Source organism: Cohnella cholangitidis (assembly GCF_014107495.1).
Classification (GTDB): domain Bacteria; phylum Bacillota; class Bacilli; order Paenibacillales; family Paenibacillaceae; genus Cohnella; species Cohnella cholangitidis.
Window position 1 is genome coordinate 3,050,382 of sequence record NZ_CP041969.1, and the last position, 22,457, is coordinate 3,072,838.

The 22,457-nt window shown below is 51.2% G+C and carries 18 protein-coding genes and 1 pseudogene; all 19 read left to right on the forward strand.

The features are described 5' to 3' along the window. Positions 1–44: 44 nt before the first annotated feature. The 19 genes and pseudogenes from FPL14_RS14460 (at position 45) to FPL14_RS14545 (ending at position 22,438) form a co-directional block, all read left to right on the forward strand. Entirely contained in the window at positions 45–1,895 is a 1,851-nt protein-coding gene (locus FPL14_RS14460; RefSeq protein WP_182303647.1) for a motility associated factor glycosyltransferase family protein, read from the forward strand. After that, a complete protein-coding gene (locus FPL14_RS14465; RefSeq protein ID WP_182303648.1) occupies positions 1,892–4,042 on the forward strand; it encodes an Ig-like domain-containing domain in 2,151 nt (716 codons plus the stop codon). Before FPL14_RS14460 ends, FPL14_RS14465 begins: the two co-directional genes overlap by 4 nt. A 27-nt stretch (positions 4,043–4,069) precedes the next feature. Continuing rightward, positions 4,070–5,347, forward strand: a pseudogene (locus tag FPL14_RS14470) (Ig-like domain-containing protein); the annotation flags it as partial. Positions 5,348–5,425: 78 nt separating this feature from the next. Next, a complete protein-coding gene (locus FPL14_RS30780) occupies positions 5,426–5,797 on the forward strand; it encodes an S-layer homology domain-containing protein (RefSeq protein ID WP_407644673.1) in 372 nt (123 codons plus the stop codon). Between the two features lie 131 nt (positions 5,798–5,928). Then, positions 5,929–7,008, forward strand: a complete 1,080-nt coding sequence (locus FPL14_RS14475) for a lactonase family protein (protein WP_182303650.1) — start codon at positions 5,929–5,931, stop codon at positions 7,006–7,008. A 116-nt stretch (positions 7,009–7,124) separates the two neighbouring features. Beyond that, positions 7,125–7,406, forward strand: a complete 282-nt coding sequence (yabP, locus tag FPL14_RS14480; RefSeq protein WP_182303651.1) for a sporulation protein YabP — start codon at positions 7,125–7,127, stop codon at positions 7,404–7,406. Continuing rightward, positions 7,403–7,996: a spore cortex biosynthesis protein YabQ gene (gene yabQ, locus FPL14_RS14485; RefSeq protein ID WP_182303652.1), complete on the forward strand. Its 594-nt coding sequence runs from the start codon at positions 7,403–7,405 to the stop codon at positions 7,994–7,996. Before yabP ends, yabQ begins: the two co-directional genes overlap by 4 nt. A gap of 131 nt (positions 7,997–8,127) precedes the next feature. Then, positions 8,128–8,436 carry an FtsB family cell division protein gene (locus FPL14_RS14490; RefSeq protein ID WP_182303653.1) on the forward strand — a complete coding sequence of 103 codons (309 nt, stop codon included), beginning with the start codon at positions 8,128–8,130 and terminating at the stop codon, positions 8,434–8,436. A gap of 124 nt (positions 8,437–8,560) precedes the next feature. After that, positions 8,561–9,004 carry a S1 domain-containing RNA-binding protein gene (locus FPL14_RS14495; RefSeq protein WP_115995506.1) on the forward strand — a complete coding sequence of 148 codons (444 nt, stop codon included), beginning with the start codon at positions 8,561–8,563 and terminating at the stop codon, positions 9,002–9,004. Between the two features lie 415 nt (positions 9,005–9,419). Further along, positions 9,420–11,963 (forward strand): stage II sporulation protein E, encoded by a 2,544-nt coding sequence (gene spoIIE, locus FPL14_RS14500; RefSeq protein WP_182303654.1) that lies wholly within the window; start codon positions 9,420–9,422, stop codon positions 11,961–11,963. Positions 11,964–12,136: 173 nt separating this feature from the next. Beyond that, positions 12,137–12,895, forward strand: a complete 759-nt coding sequence (locus FPL14_RS14505; RefSeq protein WP_182303655.1) for a vWA domain-containing protein — start codon at positions 12,137–12,139, stop codon at positions 12,893–12,895. After that, positions 12,879–13,802 carry a serine/threonine protein kinase gene (locus FPL14_RS14510; protein WP_182303656.1) on the forward strand — a complete coding sequence of 308 codons (924 nt, stop codon included), beginning with the start codon at positions 12,879–12,881 and terminating at the stop codon, positions 13,800–13,802. The genes FPL14_RS14505 and FPL14_RS14510 overlap by 17 nt, the downstream gene beginning before the upstream one ends. Positions 13,803–13,837: 35 nt before the next feature. Beyond that, a complete protein-coding gene (gene tilS, locus FPL14_RS14515) occupies positions 13,838–15,256 on the forward strand; it encodes a tRNA lysidine(34) synthetase TilS (RefSeq protein WP_229263913.1) in 1,419 nt (472 codons plus the stop codon). A gap of 58 nt (positions 15,257–15,314) precedes the next feature. Then, the gene (gene hpt, locus FPL14_RS14520) at positions 15,315–15,854 is read left to right on the forward strand and encodes a hypoxanthine phosphoribosyltransferase (RefSeq protein ID WP_182303657.1); all 540 of its coding nucleotides are present in this window, start codon (positions 15,315–15,317) and stop codon (positions 15,852–15,854) included. A gap of 90 nt (positions 15,855–15,944) precedes the next feature. Continuing rightward, positions 15,945–18,053: an ATP-dependent zinc metalloprotease FtsH gene (gene ftsH, locus FPL14_RS14525; protein ID WP_229263914.1), complete on the forward strand. Its 2,109-nt coding sequence runs from the start codon at positions 15,945–15,947 to the stop codon at positions 18,051–18,053. Between the two features lie 137 nt (positions 18,054–18,190). Further along, on the forward strand, positions 18,191–19,129 hold the full coding sequence (gene nadA, locus FPL14_RS14530) for a quinolinate synthase NadA (protein WP_182303658.1): 939 nt from the start codon (positions 18,191–18,193) through the stop codon (positions 19,127–19,129). 39 nt (positions 19,130–19,168) lie between these two features. Beyond that, positions 19,169–20,785: an L-aspartate oxidase gene (gene nadB, locus FPL14_RS14535; protein WP_182303659.1), complete on the forward strand. Its 1,617-nt coding sequence runs from the start codon at positions 19,169–19,171 to the stop codon at positions 20,783–20,785. Further along, positions 20,778–21,677: a carboxylating nicotinate-nucleotide diphosphorylase gene (nadC, locus tag FPL14_RS14540; protein ID WP_182303660.1), complete on the forward strand. Its 900-nt coding sequence runs from the start codon at positions 20,778–20,780 to the stop codon at positions 21,675–21,677. Before nadB ends, nadC begins: the two co-directional genes overlap by 8 nt. Continuing rightward, positions 21,674–22,438: a type III pantothenate kinase gene (locus FPL14_RS14545; protein ID WP_182303661.1), complete on the forward strand. Its 765-nt coding sequence runs from the start codon at positions 21,674–21,676 to the stop codon at positions 22,436–22,438. Before nadC ends, FPL14_RS14545 begins: the two co-directional genes overlap by 4 nt. Positions 22,439–22,457: the final 19 nt, after the last annotated feature.

Here is a 22,457-nt window from a genome sequence, read left to right on the forward strand (position 1 = left end):
CGAATTATGTAAATACATTATTGAACTTAGGTAGGAGACACAGCATGTTACTCAAAAACTTGGAATACTTAAGGGCAAATCGTACCGACCTCTATCAACGGCTAGTCCATATCGATAGGTTGGCACAAAACGATCGGCTACAAATTCAATCCATTGAGAAATCCTCTCCGAATCCAAACTGCCTACTGATATTTAACCAGTACAGCTTTCATTTGCATGAACCCTCCGATCCCTGGGGAGAAGCGGATAGAATGCTTCGGACAATAGCGAAGAAGATCGCCGAAAAAGATCATCATTTGCTATTTTTCGGAGCGGGTTTAGCTTATCATATCCGAAATTTTGTTGCTAAACATCCCGATGTTCCTTATTCCATCTATGAGCCTTCGCCGAAAGTCTTAAAGGCGCTTTTATGTGAAATATCTTTGGAAGATTTGAATATGCCAATGCTGCGAGATATCTATTTAGGCTTTGATCGGGTGAGAACCGTTCAAGAAATAAAATCTTTCATAAACCGAACTCCCGCTGGCTTTACGATAGTGACTTTACCGTCGTACAAAAAAGTGTTTGGCGACTTAAATAAACAATTTATACAAACAACTCAACAACTGGTCAAAAGAAAGCAACAGCAAATGGGAATCAATCGCCATTTCGAGAAGAAGTGGGTCTATAACGCTTTGAGGAATTTCCGTTATACGTTGGATGCGCCGAGTGTTTTCGATTTTCGGGAGCATTTTGAGAATAAGCCCGTTCTGCTTGTGTCAGCCGGACCGTCTTTAGAAGAAGAGATCGAGAATATCAGGAAAATCAAGGAACAGGGGTTAGCCTACATATTTACTGCCGGTTCGGCGATTAACGTTTTTATCGAACACCAAATCGTTCCCGATGCTGCTTTTACCTATGACCCCGGGCCATTTAATAGGAATGCTTTTACTCGCGCTATTCAAGAAAATAAGGTGCCGTTTCCAATGGTTTACGGCAGTACGGTCGGAGAAGGGACATTGGAGCAATTTCCATGGTCCAAAGTCTATATTCCGATTACCCAAGATCCCATGTTGGCCTATTACGGTATGCATGATCTTGAATCGCCGGTCATTCACGATGCGCCTTCCATTGCGATTGTTACTCTTCAGGTTCTGATTGCTTTAAAGTGCTCATCGATCATTTTAGTCGGTCAGAATTTTGCTTTTCGAGACAATCAATATTACGCGGAGGGAGTTCCTTATTCTTCTAGGAATACTACGGAGAGAATTCCGGTCGCAAGCGTGGAGGGAGATACGATATTCACGAATTCTCCGCTGAACCTAATGCGGTACGAGATGGAACATTATATTAATAAAAATCCTTCGTTCAAGATCATTAATGCCACTAAAGGCGGGGCAGCTATCAAAGGCGCACAGTATATCCCATTATCGGAAACCATTTCGAAGTGGGAAGGAAACCGTTCGGTGGTCGACAACTGGTTGTTGAAGCCTAGAGCGCGCGAAATGAACCTATCCCTCCTATTAGCGCAAAGCGAGCGCATGTTGGAGCAACGCAACGAGCTGGGGAAATTGTTTGCGGAGTTAGATCGAACTTTAACACTTCTTAAGTCTACGTATTCTCCGCCAATTTTTCATCAATTTGATAACTTGTTTAAATCATTGCAACAGAATCTATTTTTCCGGTATTTTCTGCAACCTATGAATAGAGTCGGTTACGAAGTGCTCTTTAGCAAAACCGTCAGCATAAAGCTCAAGACCGATTTGCGGAAGAAAGCGGAACTGGTTACCTCCTTATTCGCTTCTTTTTTAGAGGGATGCAATAAGGATTATAACGATGTTCAGCCTTATTTCGAAGAGCTTACCCGAACTATCGAACAATATGCCGAATTGAAAAAGGGGGCTATCGCAAAATGAATAAAAAATTGAAAGTATTAACCTACGCGGCGGCGACGTCGCAAGTTATCAGCTTGTTGTCCCCTTATGTCTCGCATGCAACGAATCCATTTGTAAATTCCGCATCCAATGTCGCAAGTTCGAATAAATCAGATAAGCCGGTAAACGTATTATCTTATTCCCTTTTGTCCAATCCCTATCCCAAGATTCTGCAATATCTGCCTCTTTACAGCGGGATACCCGTAAATGCGAATTTAGTTCTGGCTTTTGATACGCCTATGCAACTTGGCAATGGCAGCATTTCTATAGTGAATCAAGAGGATAATTCGATTGCACAATCTTTTAATATTTATAGCGGAATGGTCCGCGGCGCGAATATTTTATTAAGCGGAAATAATATGATCATTGATCCGGGCGTCGATTTGTTCGAAGGATCCAACTACTATGTTTTGGTATCAAGCGGGGCATTGGTAAGCACCGGCAACATACCGTTCTCCGGAATAACTTCTCCTTATGCTTGGACATTCCGGACTCAGGACACTCAGGCACCTAAGTTAATGGCCTCTCCGATAAACAACAATCCGCCGATGTTGGCAAGTGTTTCTCCGGAAGGCAATAACGCGGCAATCTTCGGTTTCTTGAGGCTTACGCTTGATAAGTGGGTCGAATTAGGCAATGGCTATATCTATCTGTATAAGCAAGGGGAAGCAGCGCCAGTATTGAGCGTGGAGATTATTAACGGGGTAGTGACGGCTGGTCCTTATGATGTATGGACAGAAGTTAGCAGTAGCACCACTGTGTCGGTAGTGGTCTTTCCGTTTATAAGATTGGAAGAGGAAACCTCGTACTACGTGCAGGTAACGTCCGGTGCGATCGTGGACACTGATGGGCGCGCGTATGCGGGTATCAGTGACACGACGACGTGGGATTTTACGACGATGAACGCGAAGCCCTCCATCGATTATGCAGAACCCACAAGTTACGGTACAAGTATTGATACTGACCTCTTTATTTGGTTTAGCGAGGCAGTGCAATTGGGCAACGGTCTTATCGAAATCAGGCGTCAATCCAATGGATCGGTCGCCCAAACCATCGAGGTTGCAAACGGAACGGTTACGGGAGCTACAGCCTATATTAGCGGCAATGTTGTTACGATTGACCCGGATATGGATTTAGAAGAGCAGACAGACTACTACGTGACGTTGGAGAGCGGTACGTTCGTAGACCTGGACGGTGTAAATTTTTCAGGAGTAACTTCTCCATATGGTTGGACATTCAGGACAAAAGATAATCAAGCCCCGAGTTTAGTGAGCGTCTCTCCGGAAGGCAGCGACGCGTCAATTTCCGGCAACTTGGCGATTACGTTCGATGAGAATGTCACCTTCATGAGTGGCTACATCCATCTGTACAAACAAGGTGAAGCAACACCGGTACTTAGCGTAGAGGCCAGCAGCGGCTTTTTGAAAGCCGGCCCGTATAAGATATGGATGTTTTCCGGCACGTCGATCTTCATTGATCCTAATTTGGATTTGGAAAAGAACGCCTCGTACTACGTACAGATCACGTCCGGTGCAATCGCGGACTATGACGGGAACGCCTATGCAGGCTTCAGCGACACGACGACATGGGATTTCACGACGATGGACGAGCGGCCTGTAATCAACTATCTAGGACCCACATATAGCGGGGTAAGCGCGAATGCGGATCTCTATATTGAATTCAACGAACCCGTGCAGTTAGGCAACGGGCGCATCGTAATCTGGCGGTCATCCGATGATTCGATAGCGCAGACCATTGAGATTGCAAACGGAACGATAACGGGTGCAACAGCCCAAATCTTCAGCGGTTCGGTAACGATAGACCCGGATCTGGATTTGGCAGAGCAGTCAGAATACTACGTGACGATGACGAGCGGCACGTTCACGGATCTGAACGGGTCAATCTCTTACGGCATAGCCACTACCTATGATTGGAGATTCACCACCGGAGATTTTACGGCACCGGGATTAGTGAGGGTCTCTCCGGAGGGCAGCGACGCGTCAATTTCCGGCAATTTGGCGATTACGTTCGATGAGAATGTCCAATTAATAAACGGCTACATCCATCTGTACAAACAAGGGAAGCAGCGCCGGTACTTAGCGTGGGGATCGTCGACGGAGCTGCGGTGAGCAGGCCCGTATACGGTATGGACGTCCGGCACGTCGATTGTCATTGATCCATATGTGGATTTGGAAGAGAACGCCACGTATTATGTACAAGTGACGCCGGGCACGATTTACGATTTTTCGGGGAACGCCTATGCAGGCTTCAGCGACACGACGACATGGGATTTCACGACGATGGACGAGCGGCCTGTAATCAACTATCTAGGACCCACATATAGCGGGGTAAGCGCGAATGCGGATCTCTATATTGAATTCAACGAACCCGTGCAGTTAGGCAACGGGCGCATCGTAATCTGGCGGTCATCCGATGATTCGATAGCGCAGACCATTGAGATTGCAAACGGAACGATAACGGGTGCAACAGCCCAAATCTTCAGCGGTTCGGTAACGATAGACCCGGATCTGGATTTGGCAGAGCAGTCAGAATACTACGTGACGATGACGAGCGGCACGTTCACGGATCTGAACGGGTCAATCTCTTACGGCATAGCCACTACCTATGATTGGAGATTCACCACCGGAGATTTTACGGCACCGGGATTAGTGAGGGTCTCTCCGGAGGGCAGCGACGCGTCAATTTCCGGCAATTTGGCGATTACGTTCGATGAGAATGTCCAATTAATAAACGGCTATATCCATCTGTATAAGCAAGGGAAAGCATCGCCGGTACTTAGCGTGGGGATCGTCGACGGAGCTGCGGTGAGCGGGCAGTATGATGTATGGACGTCCGGCACGTCGATCGTCATTGATCCATATGTGGATTTGGAAGAGAACGCCACGTATTATGTACAGGTGACGCCGGGCACGATTTACGATTTTTCGGGGAACGCCTATGCAGGCTTCAGCGACATGACGACATGGGATTTCACGACGATGAAATCTTCGCAGAATAATCAACCATCGTCAGGCAATTCAACAACCAGTACTTTAATCCCGGAAGATGACCAATCAAAACCAAAACCAACAATACCAACATTCGAATTTGGAAATAGTGCAATTATTGTCGCACCTTACGTGAATAGCGGGGATACAAAGACTTCGATAGAGGTCGGAGATCAGATTACTGCAAACTCGCTTATATATTATTACGATGAGCACTATCAAACATGGATCGCTGTTCCAACGAAGCGCAGCGGCAATCTGTTAACCGGTGAAGCTCCTAAGGGCAAATGGATAGCCGTCTTGGATAACAAGGGTATTTACCAACCGGGTGATACACTTCTTAGCTGGGCGAATCCCGAGATTCTAAAATTAATAAGTTTAGGCGTAATTCAAGGAGACGAAGCTCGCTTATTTAATCCGAAGGATGCGACTAACCGATATCAGATTGCCGTCGTTATTGCCAAAGCGCTTAATTTGGATATAACTGGCGTTGATACAAGCGTTATGAATCAATCAGAGATGTACAAAGACGTTCCGGCTTGGGCAAAACCATACGTGGCCGCAGTTATTCAGAATAATCTTATGACTGGCAGCAATCTAGGATTTGAAGGAACGGACAATCTCAGCAGGGCCCAAATGGCAACCGTTATCGGGCGAATACTCGATCTCTATGATCACAAACAAGGCCAAGCCAAAGCCTATCGGGATCAAAACGATATTCCGAAATGGGCTGTGGATGGTGTACAAAAGTCATTTGATGCCGGAATCATTCAAGGTTATCCGGATGGGAAGTTTAAACCTGACGAAAAAGTTACCCGCGATCAAATGGCTGCGATAATCTCTAGGTTAATGGACTATCTGATTAAGCAGATTTAGAGGAGTTTCAATACCGAGTTTCTCGGAAACAGTATAATATTATAAAAGCAATTGCTAAATGTTGTATGATATTAGAGTTCCCGTTCGTTTGCGGCGGGGGCTCTAATTCGTATATAAGAGGAGCAGAATTAATGGCAAAGGCTCACGAAATATGGATAGGCGCATACGGCGCCAAGAACGAAGTCGGAATTACCCGGGTCGAACTGCTGACGGATACGGGGGAGCTTGTCAAAATCGCCGAGTATGGCGGAATCGAAAACCCGTCTTTCCTGCGCATGAACAAAGCGGGCACTCGCTTATACGCGGTTAGCGAGACGGACGAACATATCGACGCGGACGGCGATAAGGCGGAAGGCGGGCAGCTTGCCTCTTTCCCGGTAGACGCGGACACGCGCAAGCTGGGACCGGGACAATACCATCCGACCCACGGGAATCACCCTTGTCATTTAACGTTAACGCCGTCCGAGGATTGGCTCGCGGTATCGAACTATAGCGGAGCGTCCGTCATGATGTATCCGATAGGGCCGGACTCCCGTCCGTTGGCTCCGGTCATCCGGTTCCGCCATACGGGTTCCGGACCGAATGCGGAGCGCCAAGAAGGACCGCATCCGCATTCCGTCTTCTTCAGCCCGGATGGCCAATACTTGTTCGTAGTCGATCTAGGAATGGATAAGGTAATGGTTTATACGCGGGGACCCGAAGCGAATGAATGGTCTGCTTACGATGCCGTTTCTCTGGAGCCGGGAGCAGGTCCTCGCCATCTTGCGTTCCATCCTTCGGGCAAAGCCGTATACGTTGTTAACGAGCTGAATAGCACCATTACGAGGTTTGCTCACGAGGAGTCTGGCAAGCTTGTGTTGCTTGACTCCCTATCGACCCTTCCTCCGACATTTGATGGAGAGAGCTGGTGCGCGGAAATATTGGTTTCTCCGGACGGGCGGTTCGTCTACGCTTCTAACCGCGGTCACGATAGCATTGCCGTCTTCCGGATCGATGAACGGACAGGCGAGCTCCAAGCTTCGGGATACGTATCGACCAGAGGCAAGTTTCCGAGGAATTTCGCTCTCGCCCCGGACGGGCAATGGATGGTCGCGGCGAACCAGAACTCGGACTCCGTTGTCGCATTCCGCATCGAACCGCAATCCGGACTGCCGATCTACTCCGGATCGGAACTGCAAGTGAATAAGCCGGTGTGCGTCCTGATTCGTTAATACGAGCCCAGTTCTAATTCGCCCCCTTCGCCCATAGGCTAGTCTTAAAGAGCTTGTTCAAAAAGTCGTCAAACGCGACTTTTTGAACTCTCGCTTAACGGCAAGGGGGACGTGCCATGGAACACGCCAAAGGCGCCAAGCATCAGGAGGTTCGTATGCTTAACCGGAAATCTCTAGATATTTCCGGTGTCAGCAAGGTAGAAAGCTTCGATAACGAAGAATTTCTGCTAGAAACCGAATGCGGATTTCTTACCGTTCGGGGGCATAACCTGCACATGAAAAACTTGAGCCTCGACCAAGGGCTCGTCTCGATCGAAGGGGCTATTCACTCCCTTGTCTATTTGGACGGCAGCACCGCGAATAAGTCGAAGGGCTTGTTCGGGAAGTTGTTCAAGTGAGCGCAGCGGCTCAGGGGATGACGATTGCCTTCATGATGCTATGCGGCGTGGTCATGGGGCTCGTCTTTGACGTTTACCGAGTAGCTTCGCACCGTTTTCATATCGCTCGCTGGCTGCTCCCCGCCCTGGACGTGGTATATTGGGCGGCAGCAACTCTGGGAGTGTTCAGCATTTTGCTCGGGAGCAACGAGGGCGAGGTACGGATGTACGTCTTCCTAGGTCTCGGGATCGGAGTAACGGGCTATTTCGGCTTGTTCAGCCAATGGGTGGTCAAGCTATCCGGCAAGCTTATCGATATAATAAAAGCGATCTTTCGATTCGCGTGGAAGCTGGTTAACGGGCTTGTGCTCACGCCGATTATCTGGATAGTCCGCCTGTTGGCAAAGGTGCTGGATATCGCGTTCATCGTGACGGCAGCTATATTGCTATGGGTTGGCAAGCTGCTTCTCAAGCCTTTAGCAGGATTAGCCAAGCGAATATGGCCTAAACTGCTGCCCGTTCGAAGAAGATTTGATCCGGTCGCGCGTGCCTATCGTCGCATGCACGAACGGGCAAGGCAAATTCGGGATTTGTTCAGGAACAAACAATAAGGACGTTCGACATTTATTTTTACCGGAATGCGTCGTAAGAAGGATATTTCTAGTTATCTATCTTATGCTATAATAATCGCGTCCCACTGTTTTTTGGGACTGTTTCGAAGCTTAGGAAAGGAGGCATCGGATTGTCTTCACGCACAGCGACCGCGACGCCTGTCCTGACAGGAGCCCGCAGAAGATTGAAATTACTGCTGTTTGTTCTGATTCTATTCATGAGTTGGGCAACATACGTTCTTATCGTTCAATATGGACAGATTAGTGATCGCAAGAGTCAGCTGTATGAAGCCGATCAGAAGCTAACCGATGCCCAGGCGAAGAACGAAGAATTGAAGCAGCAGATCGTACGTTTGAACGATTATGAATATATCGGCCAAATCGCTCGCAAGGAGCATGGCTTAGGACTTCCCGGGGAAGTTCCTATCACGACCAAGTAGGCGAATGGTCGGGTTAAGATAGACCAGCGTCTGTTGACCTTGCTTTGAATTGTCGGTTATAATTGGCATAGCCGGACTTATGCAGTTCGGGCACATTTAGGTTCAGGGAGGAACATCGGTTTTTATGGCCATCGAAGTGGGAACCAAATTGGAGGGCAAAGTTACCGGCATCACGCATTTCGGAGCTTTCGTGGATTTAACGGGCGGAGTTACCGGACTCGTACACATTTCCGAAATTGCCGACAGCTATGTGAAGGACGTTCATGAGCATTTGAAGATTAATGACATGGTTACGGTCAAGGTCATTAATGTGGACAAAGACGGCAAGATCGGTCTATCCATTCGTCAAGCTGTGGACAAACCGCCGGAGCAACAACAACAGCAGCAACCGCAACAACGTGGACCTCGCGATCGCGGTGGTCGTCCCTCCAAACCGGGTGGTTTCGGAAGATCCCCCTCTTTTGATGACAAATTGTCTCGCTTCCTTAAGGACAGCGAAGAGCGCATTTCTAATCTTAAGAAAAGTACCGAATCCAAACGTGGCGGACGAGGCGGACGTCGTTCGTAAGATATAAGATTTAATAATGTATTCAGAGCCGGGCCATATGGCCCGGCTTTGTTGTGTGTTTTCTACCGTTTATTTTTCCGCCGATTAGAAAATTTTAAACGCCCGCATTCATTCGCGTCCATCCGGCATTTCCGCGCGGTCCGCGTCCGTAAGTTGCGGCAAGGAGCGCCATCGCCAGTCGGATGAGGGCGTTTTTTTGTTGTCGGAATTGGCGATATCGCCAGCGCCTCGCCAGGCATCGAAGAGAATATCCTATGAGCCCCATGGGTTTGCCATGACCGCGCGATCCGGTACGAACATCCGCCCGATCCTGTCGGAAAAAACTTTTTTGCCGCCAACCGTTTCTGACAAACTTCATGAAATGCCCCGCCTATAATAAAAAACACAATTCAATCTGGTGAATGGGGTGTGCATCATGGACAAGCCGTCCGTCGTTCCCTTCGTACCTCGTACGGGGACCGGGCCCTCTCTTATCCCCGATACGGGGCGCAAGAGTTGGTTTCAGAAAAAGGGAAAAGCCAAGCAAATGCAAGGAGGCTCCCGACCGCCTTCGCTATTCTTGCGATGGGGCGAAGCCTTACGAGCGCAGCAGTGGATGTTAGCGGTCATCGGAATCGGTTTCTTGTTGGGCAGAGCGGTTATGCTGGAAGGGATTGCACCATTTGCGGCAGCGTTTTTCGGGGTCATACTGTATTTGCGCAAAGACTTGGCGTTCTGGGCGATGCTCTCGCTCGCGGCCGGCAGTTTCTGGGCCCTCGATCCGATGCCCGCCGTAATTTGCGCGGAAATCGGCATTATCTATTTGATCTACCGTGGATTAGCGCTCTATGAAAGAGCGGATTTGTCTCATGCGCCGGTCGTCGTGTTCTCCGCTACGTTAATCGTTCGATTATTCGATACGCTGCTTGCGGACAATACCGCTTGGTTGCCTTATGTATTAACGATTGTGGAGGCCGGACTGGCTTTCGTGCTTACTTTGTTGTTCGTGCATGCGCTTCCGGTGCTAACGCGAACGAGGAAAGCATCCGAACTTCGTCACGAGGAATGGGTAGGAGTCGCCATTCTTTTAGCTTGTCTCCTTACGGGCATGACGGGGTGGACGATCTATGGCGTCGCGGTAGCAAGCGTATTGTCCCGTTATTTCGTCGTATTGACGGCATACGTGGGAGGTCCGGCGCTTGGAACCTCGGTCGGCGTGGTCGCGGGGATGATTCTTAGCTTGTCCAATCTCGGAGCGGCATCCGAGATCGGCCTGCTTGCTTTTGGCGGACTCATGGCAGGTCTGGTGAGGGAAGGCGGTAAGGCGGCGTCAATATTCGGTCTGTTGCTAGGGACTTCGGTATTGGCGCTATATGGAGGAACGGCAACCGAAACGATGGCCTCTACATGGGCGACCGTTGCTGCATCGTCGTTACTGCTGTTTACTCGCCGTTCGTTGCTGGAGTCAATATCAAGATATGTTCCCGGTACTACAAACTATGCTCAGAACCAATATGATTATGCGCAAAAAGTAAGAGATTTAACGGCCGAGAGGGTGGAAAAGTTCTCCGAGGTGTTCCGGCAGCTATCGCGGAGTTTCCGGCAAATCACCCAACAAGGAGAAACCGCCAGGCAAAACCGGGACTTCGATCACTTCGTCAACGAGGTTCACGAAAGGGCCTGCGCCAATTGTCACCGTCGGGGTTTATGCTGGGACGGGCAATTCATCCAGACCTATAAGCTGATGACGGACATGATGACGGCGATCGAAGAGCGGCCGGATCTTATGCCGGCGCAAATGCCTAAGTCTTGGAGCAGGGTTTGCGTGAAGACGCCGCTCGTGCTGGACGTGCTCAAACGGGAATACGAGGTCTATCGGAACGACTTGCATTGGCGCCAGCAGCTGCAAGATAGCCGTTTTCTCGTCGCGGACCAGCTGTCGGGGGTTTCCCAGGTCATGGACGACCTAGTCAAAGAAATCCGTCGCGAAGCCAAACAGATGGACGCACAGGAGAGGCAAATCCGCGATGCCCTCGACCGTCTGGGGCTGGCGATTCAGAATATAGATATTATTAGCCTGGAGGAGGGACATATCGACATTGAGATGGTTCACGCTTTCCGCACCGGGTACGACGAATGCCGTAAAATGATCGCCCCTTTGCTATCCGAGATCTTAGGGGAAACGGTGACGGTCAGCAACGAGCGAGGCGGAGTGCCTTCCGCGCATCTAAGCACGGTGACGTTCGCATCGGCGAAAATTTACGAAGTGGAGACGGGGGTGGCCGGAGCGGCAAAGGATGGCGATTTGCTGTCGGGAGACAGCTTCAGCATGGTGGAGCTAGGCAACGGCAAGTTCGCGGTAGCGTTGAGCGACGGAATGGGTAACGGAGTGAGAGCGCGAATGGAGAGCAGCGCCGCGCTGTCCATGCTAGAGCAACTATTGCAGTCGGGGATCGATGAGCGGCTTGCAGTGAAGTCGGTTAATTCCATATTGCTGCTGCGCTCCCCGGAGGAGATGTTCGCAACGGTGGATTTGGCGTTAATCGACCTTTACACCGCGCATGCGACGATGCTTAAGATCGGATCGACGCCAAGTTTTATTAAGAGAGGGAGGGAAATTATTCCGATTGCCGCAAACAACTTGCCGATCGGCATCTTGCACGACATAGAGATCGATTTGCTTCGCGTGCAGCTGCAGCCCGGAGATACGCTTATCATGATGACGGATGGCATTCTCGATGCGCCCGGCCATGCGATCAACAAGGAGCAATGGATGAAGAGGGTGCTTCAGGAGCTGGATGCCGATGAGCCTCAGGACATCGCCGACGAGCTGCTGGATACGGCGCTGCGCCAATATCCGGGAGGCGTGAAAGACGACATGACCGTCGTCGTGACCCGGTTAACGCGCCATCAGCCGGAATGGGCCGCTTTTCGCTGGCCGGGCCTCAATCGACTGGAGCGGCCTAGGACGGTGAGTTAATTTTGCGGGGGTAAGTGCGTTTATAGATGAGCGGCGAGGAAAGCCTCCTTTATCGGGAGGCTTTTTTGCTGTGCGCGGTAACTCTTCGTCCCGTAGTTGCTTACAAAGGTTAAATCTCCCAAACCTTGGCGACACTCTTAATAGATTCTAGACCAATAGAGGAGTGTGGGACGATGAAACAAATTTTGCTTATTACAGACGGAGGATCGAATGTGGGAGAGAGCCCGGTCATTGCTGCCGCGCAGGCTTATGCCGAGGGCATAACCGTGAACGTTGCCGGGGTAATCGATGAAGGAACCATCGGAGAATACGGAGCTGCCGAGATTGCCGAGATTGCGCGCGCAGGCGGCGGGATTAGTCAAATCGTGACTAGCCGGCAATTGTCTCGAACGGTGCAGATGATGACGAGGCAGACGGTAGCCGGGAGCATCCGGCAAGCCGTCAATCAAGAACTTCGCCAGCTGTTCGGGGTGGATAACGTCGGCGCATTGCCTCCGCCCAAACGTGCGGAAGTCGTGAAGGTAATGGAGGACATGGAAGAAACGATGTCGCTTTCCGTGGCTCTCCTCATCGATGCCAGCGCCAGCATGAAGCCGAAGCTTCACGCCGTGGAGGACGCCATTCGCGAGCTCATCCTGAGCTTGCAGGCCAGAACGGGGAAAAGCCAAGTGTCCGTTTTCCATTTTCCGGGAGGCTCTCAGCATGATTATTGCGTCATGGATGCCGGTTGGACCTCGAATGCCGCCAAGGTCGGGTCCTTATTCGGCCGAATTCGCATGCGAGGTACGACGCCGACAGGCCCCGCTCTTCTGCAAGTCGTTGATTTTATTCGCGAGACTTGTGGTAAAATAAGCAAAACAGAGCTGGTAGAGACGCCATCCCAAGTTACGCGTGGCGATTCGAACGAGGTGCGGAGTGACTACGTCGTCTGATAACCATCCTCTTCCGAAAGGCACGGAGCTGAGGGGCAAATGGAACGGGAAGCTCTATCGACTAGAGCGGTTGCTTGGATTAGGCTCGAACGGACAAGTGTACTTGGCGACTTCGGGCAATCGGACCGGTTATGCGGTGAAGATTGGACACGAAGCCGCGGAATTGCAAGGGGAGGCTAATATATTAGCCTCCTTAGATCATTCCCAAAAAGATCGTTCCCCCTTTCTAATAGATGTAGATGATGCATTGGTAAATGGGAAGAAAGTTCCTTTTTACGTCATGAGATATATACCGGGAGTTCCGGCTAAAACCTACTTGAAGCAACATGGTTCCCATTGGCTCGGAGTCATCGGGTACCGGCTGTTGGATAGGCTGTCCCTGCTGCACGAAGCCGGATGGGTGTTCGGGGATATTAAGAGCGACAACGTATTGGTAGGGGAATACGGCAGGGTAGAATTGGTCGATTTCGGCGGCGCTTCGGCGATCGGACGCAGCGTTCGCCAGTTTACCGAGATTTACGACCGGGGATATTGGTCCGCAGGGAGTCGTACGGCTGATCCGGGGTATGATCTTTTTGCCGTAGCCCTGCTATGGTTGCATGCTCTCGATGGCAAGCGGCTCATTCAATTAACCCGTACGCTTCTTCCGCAAAATCGCCATCCAAGGGAATTAATGAAGCTCGTAAGAAGCCATTCCGCTCTAAAGCCCCTTGAGGGTTGGATGGAGATGGCTCTCAACGGGAAATTCGAGAGCACCAAGGAAGCTAGCCGGGAGTGGAGAGAGCAAGTGCGGATATCCAAAACCCCTAAATCGCCAAGCGACCGGATACCCGGTTGGATGGCGGGATTGCTTGGCGCCGCGATCGTACTCAGCATGACGGTTACCGCGATCTGGTTATATCAATAAGAGTAGAGTGGACTGCCTCTAAAGGAGTAATGACGGTGCAAGCGCAAGATGATTGGAGATTAAGCATCATGGAGCAAGCGCGCGCGGATGGCTGGTGGCATGAAGGGAGCTCGGTCGTCGCCGCGGTTTCCGGCGGTCCGGATTCCATGGCTTTGCTGCATATTCTAAGCACCATGGCGCGAGATCTGCCTTTCCAAATTGTGGTTGCCCATGTAAACCATCAGTTCCGCGGCAAGGAGTCCGATGCCGAAGCGGAGCTGGTTAGCCGATATGCCGATGAACTTGGATTAAGGTTCGAAACCGCTGAGCTAGGATTGCCCGCTTACATAGCGGAGACGGGGATCAATGCGCAAACCGCGGCCAGGGAGAAACGTTATGCGTTTCTTAAGCAAGTGGCAAGCCAGTATCAAGCTGCTTATCTGCTTACGGGACATCATGCCGACGATCAAGCGGAAACGGTGCTCATGAGAGTGATACGGGGAACCGGGGTTAGCGGGCTAGCCGGGATCCCTTATCGACGTAAAGAAGATCAATTGGAACTGATTCGCCCTCTCTTGCGTATAACCAAATGTGAGCTTCTGGAGTATTGTAAGCGAAACGGGGTGCCTTACGCGGTTGATAGCAGCAATATCGATCGACATTACTTTCGCAATGCCGTCCGACTAGATCTGATGCCGATGCTGGAGCAGCACAATCCCAAGCTGAAGGCATCGCTGATTAGGCTAGCCGATATGGCGGCAGCGGATGACGATTATATGGAAAGCCAGACGCATCTTGCTTTTCAAGAGGGGGTTACTCCTTCGGGAGAAGGCTTCCGGCTAGAGCGACGACGGTTCCGCGGCCTTCACGTCGCTTTACAACGCAGATTGATTAAATTAATATTAAACTGTTCTGCAAACCCGCGCCAAATGTTGGATTACGGGCAAGTGGAGGAAATTGTTGCAACGCTTCTACAGGATCGTCCCACGGTCACTCAACTGGACATTGGGGATGGTTGGGTATTGATCAGGGAATATGAACAGGCTTATATCGGACCAAATCTTCCAGAACCGGTAAACTTCACGTATATCGTCACGGAGACGACGAGTGAAGTGGCGATCGAGGAGACGGGGGAGAAAATTCGGTTGGAGCGTCTGGAAGGATCTTGTTCCGGCTTGCCGGGTAATCGGCAAGAAGCTTGCTTTGACGCGGATGAACTCCAATTCCCCCTTCGGATTCGCAGCCGTTTGCCTGGCGACCTCATGCATCCTTACGGACTAAACGGCACCAAAAAAGTGCAAGATATGTTCGTCGATGCCAAAGTGCCGCGTTCCCGCCGCGATAAGCTTCCGCTGTTGGTCGATGCGGACGGGCGAGTGCTCTGGATACCGGGAATGAGGCGTTCAAGCCACGCCTTGGTTACCGCGGATACCCGGGCAACATGGCGTTTTACGTTCGCAGGGGACGAAAACTAGTGCATGATCGGAGTCATGCAATCATACCGTGTAATAATCTCACTGGGAGGTACCTTCTTTGCAAAACGACATTCAAGAAGTTCTCTACTCGCAAGAAGTAATACAGCAGAAGGTACAGGAGCTGGGAGCGGCGATCAGCCGCGACTACGAGGGGCGCAACCCGCTCGTTATTTGCGTACTGAAAGGCGCTTTTATTTTTATGGCGGACTTGTCCAAGAATATCACGATCCCGATCGAGCTTGATTTCATGGCGGTATCGAGTTACGGCAATTCCACGAGATCTTCCGGAGAAGTCAAAATCATTAAAGATTTGGACGTATCCGTTGAAGGGCGCGACGTACTCATCGTAGAAGATATTATCGACAGCGGATTGACCTTGAGCTATCTCATCGACGTGCTGGAACGACGCAATGCGCTATCCGTCAACGTCGTGGCGTTGTTCGACAAGCCCGGTCGCCGCACGTCCGATCTGAACGCGGACTACACCGGTTTTACGATTCCGGATGCGTTCGTCGTCGGCTATGGCTTGGATTACGCGGAGAAATACCGCAACCTGCCTTATGTCGGCGTGTTGAAACCAGAAATATATTCGAGTTAAATCTCTCCGCCTTTGCGGCGGTGCATGATGATTGTGATGCCAAGACAGGCTATGGTAAAATGATGTAAGCGTGTCGAGAGGAGGTCAGGGATGAATCGGTTCATCCGTAACACAGGGTTTTACTTACTTATCTTTTTGGTGACTGTTGGTATCGTTCAGTTTTTCATTGGGAAGAACGAGACGACCAAGGAACTTAGCTACAGCGAAATCATTAAAGTGGTTCAAGAAGGCAATGTTAATAAATTGACCTTGCAAATGCAAAGCGGTACTTACCTGGTAACCGGTGAGATGAAACCGAAATCCTCGACCGAGAAGGGCGAGACTTTCACGGGCCGCGCGCCGGTGGCGGACTACGCCACGGAGCAGTTCGAGAAGCTGAGTAAGGAAAAGGGATTCGCGTACGAGTTCAAAAAAATGCCGGGACAAAGCTTCTGGCTTACCTTTTTGACTTCCATCATTCCGTTCATTATCATGTTCGTCCTGTTCTTCTTCCTGATTAATCAGGCGCAAGGCGGCGGCGGCAAAGTGATGAACTTCGGCAAGAGCCGCGCCCGTCTTTATAATGAAGAGAAAAAGCGGGTTACGTTCGAAGACGTTGCCGGAGCGGATGAAGAGAAGCAGGAACTGGTAGAAGTCGTGGAATTCTTGAAGGACCCTCGCAAGTTCGCGGCGGTTGGCGCTCGCATTCCTAAAGGCGTTCTTCTCGTAGGTCCTCCGGGTACCGGTAAAACCTTGCTGGCTCGTGCAGTTGCGGGAGAAGCAGGCGTTCCTTTCTTTACGATCTCCGGTTCGGATTTCGTGGAAATGTTCGTCGGCGTCGGGGCTTCCCGCGTTCGCGATTTGTTCGAAAACGCGAAGAAAAACTCGCCTTGTATTATCTTTATCGATGAGATCGACGCGGTCGGTCGTCAACGGGGCGCAGGCCTCGGCGGCGGACATGACGAGCGCGAGCAAACGCTGAACCAACTCCTCGTAGAGATGGATGGTTTCGGAGCTAACGAAGGAATTATTATCGTCGCCGCGACTAACCGTCCTGACATTCTCGATCCAGCCTTGCTTCGTCCGGGCCGGTTCGACCGTCAAATCACGGTGGATCGTCCAGACGTAAAAGGCCGCGAAGCGGTGCTGAAGGTTCACGCGCGCAACAAGCCTCTTAACAAAGACGTACGTCTTGGCACGATTGCGAAGCGCACGACCGGATTTACCGGAGCGGATCTGGAGAACTTATTGAACGAAGCGGCGTTGCTTGCCGCTCGCCGGAATAAGAAAGACATCGCGATGCAGGAAGTCGACGAAGCGATCGACCGCGTCATCGTCGGAACCGAGAAGAAGAGCCGAGTGATCAGCGATCGTGAGAAGCGCATTGTAGCTTATCATGAAGCGGGTCATACGATTGCCGGATTCTTCCTTAAGCATGCCGATACGGTGCACAAAGTTACGATCATTCCACGCGGAAAAGCTGGCGGATACGTCATCATGCTTCCGAAGGAAGATCGCATGCTCGTAACCAAGCAAGAGCTCCTCGACAAAGTAACCGGCTTGCTAGCGGGCCGAGCTGCAGAGGAAATTTTCATTGGAGAAATCGGCACGGGCGCTTATAGCGACTTTAAGTCCGCAACAAGCATCGTACGCGCGATGATCATGGAATACGGGATGAGCGAAAAGCTCGGAACGATGCAATTCGGCAACTCTCAAGGCCAAGTGTTCTTAGGACGCGATATCGGACATGAGCAAAACTACTCCGATGCGATCGCCTACGAGATCGACCAAGAGATGCAAAGCATTACGCGCGCTTGTTACGATCGCGCTAAGCAGCTTCTTACCGAGAAGAGCGAAGAGATGCACTTGATCGCTAAGACGCTGCTCGAAGAGGAGACGCTTGATCTGGATCAGATCAAATCCCTTATCGAGAAGGCGTTATCGCTACTAGCGAAGACGGCGATTCGTCCGCGGAGGAAGAATCCAAAGCCGAACCGATCGTGGATACGCTTGGCAACGTCAAAGTACGGATTCAAACCCGTGAAGACGAGCCGCTCACGCCTACGCCGGATACGCGCAAGGATGAAGGTTCCGAAGGCTCTGAGGATCCGAAATAACCAATTACACGCAGACGGGATGTTCCGGCGCTCAAAGGCGCTTGGAGCGTCCCGTTTTTTTTGCGCTTGGTGCAGAAAAGGGCTTTTAATCGATGCAAGATGAATTGACAGCCTTACCCGGCAAGTGTAAATTAAGTGTTAATGAACGAAGACCTTTTCGTCCACACTAAAGACAGCATTCCCGCCATGTTTGTGCATTCATTCACAAACTACCGGTTCACCTTAGGGAGGAGATATTGCATGGAGGCTTTAGCGTTAGAGCGTAAAGCAGAACAGAATCGCGAACTTCGCGAAAGGCTGATGCAGCTCAAGAAAGAACGTAACGCCATTATTCTCGCTCATTATTATCAGCGCGATGAAATACAGGAGGTCGCGGATTTCCGCGGCGACTCGTTCCTTCTGGCACAGAAAGCGGCTTCCACGGATGCGGAAGTTATCGTATTCTGCGGCGTGCATTTCATGGGAGAGAGCGCTAAGATCTTGGCTCCCCATAAGACCGTACTCGTTCCGGATGAACGAGCGGGCTGTCCGATGGCGGATATGGTCAATCCAATCGGCTTACGCGAGTTGAAGGCGAAGCATCCGAACGCCAAGGTCGTCACCTACATCAACTCTTCGGCGGACGTGAAAGCGGAGACGGACATTTGCTGTACTTCCGCCAATGCGGTGAAGGTCGTTAACTCGGTCGATTCGGACGAGGTGATCTGGTGTCCGGACAAGAACCTCGGACATTACGTGTCTCAGCATACCGACAAGAAAATGATTATTTGGGAAGGTTATTGCAACACCCACGACATGCTGACGATCAAAGACGTCGAGGAGATGCGCGCGAAATATCCGAACGCGGAATTCGTCGTTCACCCGGAATGCCGTCCGGAGGTCGTGGCCATGGCCGACTTCGTCGGAAGCACGACCGGAATTCTGAAGTATTGCCGTGAATCGAGCCATCAAGAGTTTATCGTCGGCACGGAAGACGGTACAGGTTATCAATTACGGTTAGACAGCCCTAATAAAACTTTTCATTTCGCATCCAAATTCCTCGTATGCCCGAATATGAAGGTCAACAACCTGAAGAAGGTCGTCAAAGCGTTGGAAACGATGCAACCGCAAATTTACGTGCCGCAAGACGTTGCGGACAAAGCCCGTTTATCGCTGGAGCGCATGCTGCTGGTCAAGTAGCCTGCGCTACTCTCATGTTAGAGTGGAGACGAACTAATCATGATTCCACGTTACGTTGTCGATTTTGATCTAGACAAGCTTCCGCGCGTAGAGACTGACGTTATCGTGATCGGAGCCGGCATCGCCGGCCTATATACCGCGCTCAAATCGAGCGAGACGAAACGCGTGCTAATGATAACCAAGAAGTCAGTATTCGATAGCAATACCCGTTATGCGCAAGGCGGAATAGCCGCTGTCATATCGGATGAAGATTCTCCAGATTTTCTTGCACAGGATACGTTGATCGCCGGGGCAGGCCTTTGTGATGCCGCGGCGGTCGACGTTCTTGTTCATGAAGGCCCTCAAGGCGTTCATGAATTGATTCGTTATGGCACGAACTTCGACGAAGAAGACGGCCAATTCGCCCTGACTAAAGAAGGAGCCCATAGCCAGCGTCGCATTCTTCACGCGAATGGGGACGCAACGGGGTATGAGATCGTTCGCGCATTGGCGGAGAAGATGAAGTCCGATACGACCATCGAGTTATGGGACGATCATTTCGTGCTCGATCTGCTTACGGAAGACGGGGAGTGCCGCGGCGCGTTAGTTCAGAAACCGGACGGCTCGCGCGTTGCCGTATTCGGACAGGCTACGATTCTCTGTACGGGAGGAACCGGCCAGTTATACCGATATACGACGAATCCGGAAGTCGCGACAGGAGATGGCGTCGCGATGGCGTATCGGGCGGGTGCCGACATTCGGGATATGGAGTTCAACCAGTTCCATCCGACATCGCTCTGTTATCCAGGCGCGCCGAGATTCTTGATCTCGGAAGCCGTTCGGGGCGAAGGGGCTTATTTGCGCAACATTCGCGGCGATCGATTCATGGAAAACTATCATCCTCAGCTGGAGCTTGCTCCAAGGGATGTCGTTGCCCGCGCGATCGTAAGCGAGATGGAGGCAACGAAATCCACTTACGTTTACATCGATATTACACACGAAACGCCGGAATTGATTCAGCACCGTTTTCCGACGATTTATGAATACTGCTTGAAATACGGGCTCGACATGACGACCGATTGGATTCCGGTTGCTCCGGCTGCCCATTACATGATGGGCGGAGTGAAAACGGATCTTCACGGAGAGACGAGCATTAAGCGTTTATTCGCTTGCGGAGAGGCATCGTCTACGGGAGTTCACGGAGCGAATCGGCTTGCCAGCAATTCGTTATCGGAAGCCATCGTATTCGGACAGCGTATCGTGGATGTCATTAACAAGCTGCCTCCGAATAAATTGACCGCGGACAACGGCCCTGCTCCCGAGAGACATGCCGCTCTGACCGGGGCACTAATCGAAAGGCGGCTGAAGCTTCAGAAGGGCATGGTTCGTTATACGGGACTAAGAAGAGACCGCGCCGGGTTACTGAAGGGTTTAGAGGATCTGAAGAAGCAATTGCCATTATTCCAGTTATGTCTATCGAAACGCGAAGAATTGGAATTCGCGAACTTACTGACATGCGCATTGCTCGTGACGGAAGCGGCACTGAATCGGGAAGAGAGCCGCGGGGGGCATTATCGGGAAGATTATCCGCAGAGGGATGATCTGAATTGGCGCGTGCATACGATATTGAATAGGGAAAAAGGGATTACCACAGAAAGGGTCGACGGCGATGTTTGAACGAGAAAGCGACTGGGAAATCGGCGGTCCGGCGGTTGAATCGATTAAAGACCAGCTTCGGGCTTGGTTATCGGAAGATATCGGTTCCGGCGATGTTACGACGATGGCAACCGTGCCGCAAGGTCATCAATCGAGCGGGATCATCCATGCGAAGCAATCGGGCATCGTCGCGGGCGTTCCATTAGCTCGCCTTGTATTCGAGGTGGTCGATAAAAACCTGAAATTTAACGCGCAGGCGACGGACGGAATCCGCGTTGAACGGGGAACCGTGCTTGCGGTTGTCGAAGGCTCGACGCATAGCATTCTGACGGGGGAAAGATTGGCGCTTAACCTTCTGCAGCGGTTATCCGGAATCGCGACGAAAACGAATGAATACGTTTCTGCGGCTCAAGGGCAACCGGTTAGAATCGCGGATACGCGCAAAACGACCCCGGGACATAGGACGTTGGAGAAATATGCGGTCAGAATCGGCGGCGGAGCGAATCATCGCTTCGGCTTGTACGATGCCGTCATGATTAAGGATAATCATATTAAGGCAGCCGGGGGCATTGCGGCCGCCGTTCGCGCGGCAAAGTCCCGCATTCCCCACACGATGATGATCGAGGTGGAGGCCGAATCTCTGGTTCAAGCGGAGGAGGCCGTACAAGCAGGCGCGCATATCGTTATGCTCGACAATATGAATTCGGCCGATATGGCCGAAGCCGTAGCGATGATTCGCGGCAGAGCGCCGAACATCGTGATCGAGGCATCCGGCGGAATTACTCCGGAGCGCGTGGCGGAAGTAGCCAAAAGCGGCGTCGATATCATATCCGTGGGCAGCTTGACCCACTCCTTCCAAGCGCTCGATATTAGCCTCGATCTGAACGCTAAGAAAAAGGGGGCGCTGTCGTGATTCTTGTCGTCGATGTCGGCAATACGAATATTGTACTCGGGCTTTATCAAGGCAGCACTTTAACGCATCATTGGCGCCTTAGCACGAATCGTTCCTCAACCGTGGACGAGTATGGCGTTATGATTACGAATTTGTTTCAATTGGCCGGCGTTCGGGCAGAACAAATCGAGGGAGTTATTTTGTCCTGCGTCGTACCTCCGATCATGAATACGTTGGAGCAGTTATTTAAAAAGTACGTCGGCAAAGAAGCGTTGATTGTCGGGCCGGGCATTAAAACCGGCTTGAATATCCGTTACGAGAATCCGCGCGAGGTCGGCGCCGACCGGATCGTGAACGCGGTTGCCGGAATCGAGCAGTATGGCGCTCCGCTGGTCGTGGTTGATTTCGGCACGGCGACGACCTTCGATTATATCGATCAATCGGGAGCTTATCTTGGCGGATCAATCGTACCGGGCATCGGCATTTCCGCCGAAGCTCTGTATCAGAGGGCGGCCAAGCTGCCTCGGATCGAATTGTCCAAACCGAAAACCGTGATCGGACGCAATACCGTGGCGGCTATGCAGTCGGGAATTATTTTCGGCTACGCCGGCCAGGTCGATGGAATCGTACGGAGAATTTGCAAAGAGTTCAACGTGCAGCCTAGAGTGATCGCGACGGGGGGATTATCCGAGCTGATCGCCGGAGAATCGGAAACGATCGAGCTGGTGGACCCGTTGCTGACTTTAGAAGGTTTAAGGATTGTATACGAGCGAAATAGGTAATCCTATATCGTCCGTCTAA

Excerpts from the sequence above, each read along its gene's own strand:
- FPL14_RS14460 (WP_182303647.1), top strand. The coding sequence starts at position 45 with ATGTTACTCAAAAACTTGGAATACTTAAGGGCAAATCGTACCGACCTC.
- FPL14_RS14465 (WP_182303648.1), top strand. The coding sequence starts at position 1,892 with ATGAATAAAAAATTGAAAGTATTAACCTACGCGGCGGCGACGTCGCAA.
- FPL14_RS30780 (WP_407644673.1), top strand. The coding sequence starts at position 5,426 with ATGAATCAATCAGAGATGTACAAAGACGTTCCGGCTTGGGCAAAACCA.
- FPL14_RS14475 (WP_182303650.1), top strand. The coding sequence starts at position 5,929 with ATGGCAAAGGCTCACGAAATATGGATAGGCGCATACGGCGCCAAGAAC.
- yabP (WP_182303651.1), top strand. The coding sequence starts at position 7,125 with ATGGAACACGCCAAAGGCGCCAAGCATCAGGAGGTTCGTATGCTTAAC.
- FPL14_RS14495 (WP_115995506.1), top strand. The coding sequence starts at position 8,561 with ATGGCCATCGAAGTGGGAACCAAATTGGAGGGCAAAGTTACCGGCATC.
- spoIIE (WP_182303654.1), top strand. The coding sequence starts at position 9,420 with ATGGACAAGCCGTCCGTCGTTCCCTTCGTACCTCGTACGGGGACCGGG.
- FPL14_RS14505 (WP_182303655.1), top strand. The coding sequence starts at position 12,137 with ATGAAACAAATTTTGCTTATTACAGACGGAGGATCGAATGTGGGAGAG.
- ftsH (WP_229263914.1), top strand. The coding sequence starts at position 15,945 with ATGAATCGGTTCATCCGTAACACAGGGTTTTACTTACTTATCTTTTTG.
- nadA (WP_182303658.1), top strand. The coding sequence starts at position 18,191 with ATGGAGGCTTTAGCGTTAGAGCGTAAAGCAGAACAGAATCGCGAACTT.
- nadB (WP_182303659.1), top strand. The coding sequence starts at position 19,169 with ATGATTCCACGTTACGTTGTCGATTTTGATCTAGACAAGCTTCCGCGC.
- nadC (WP_182303660.1), top strand. The coding sequence starts at position 20,778 with ATGTTTGAACGAGAAAGCGACTGGGAAATCGGCGGTCCGGCGGTTGAA.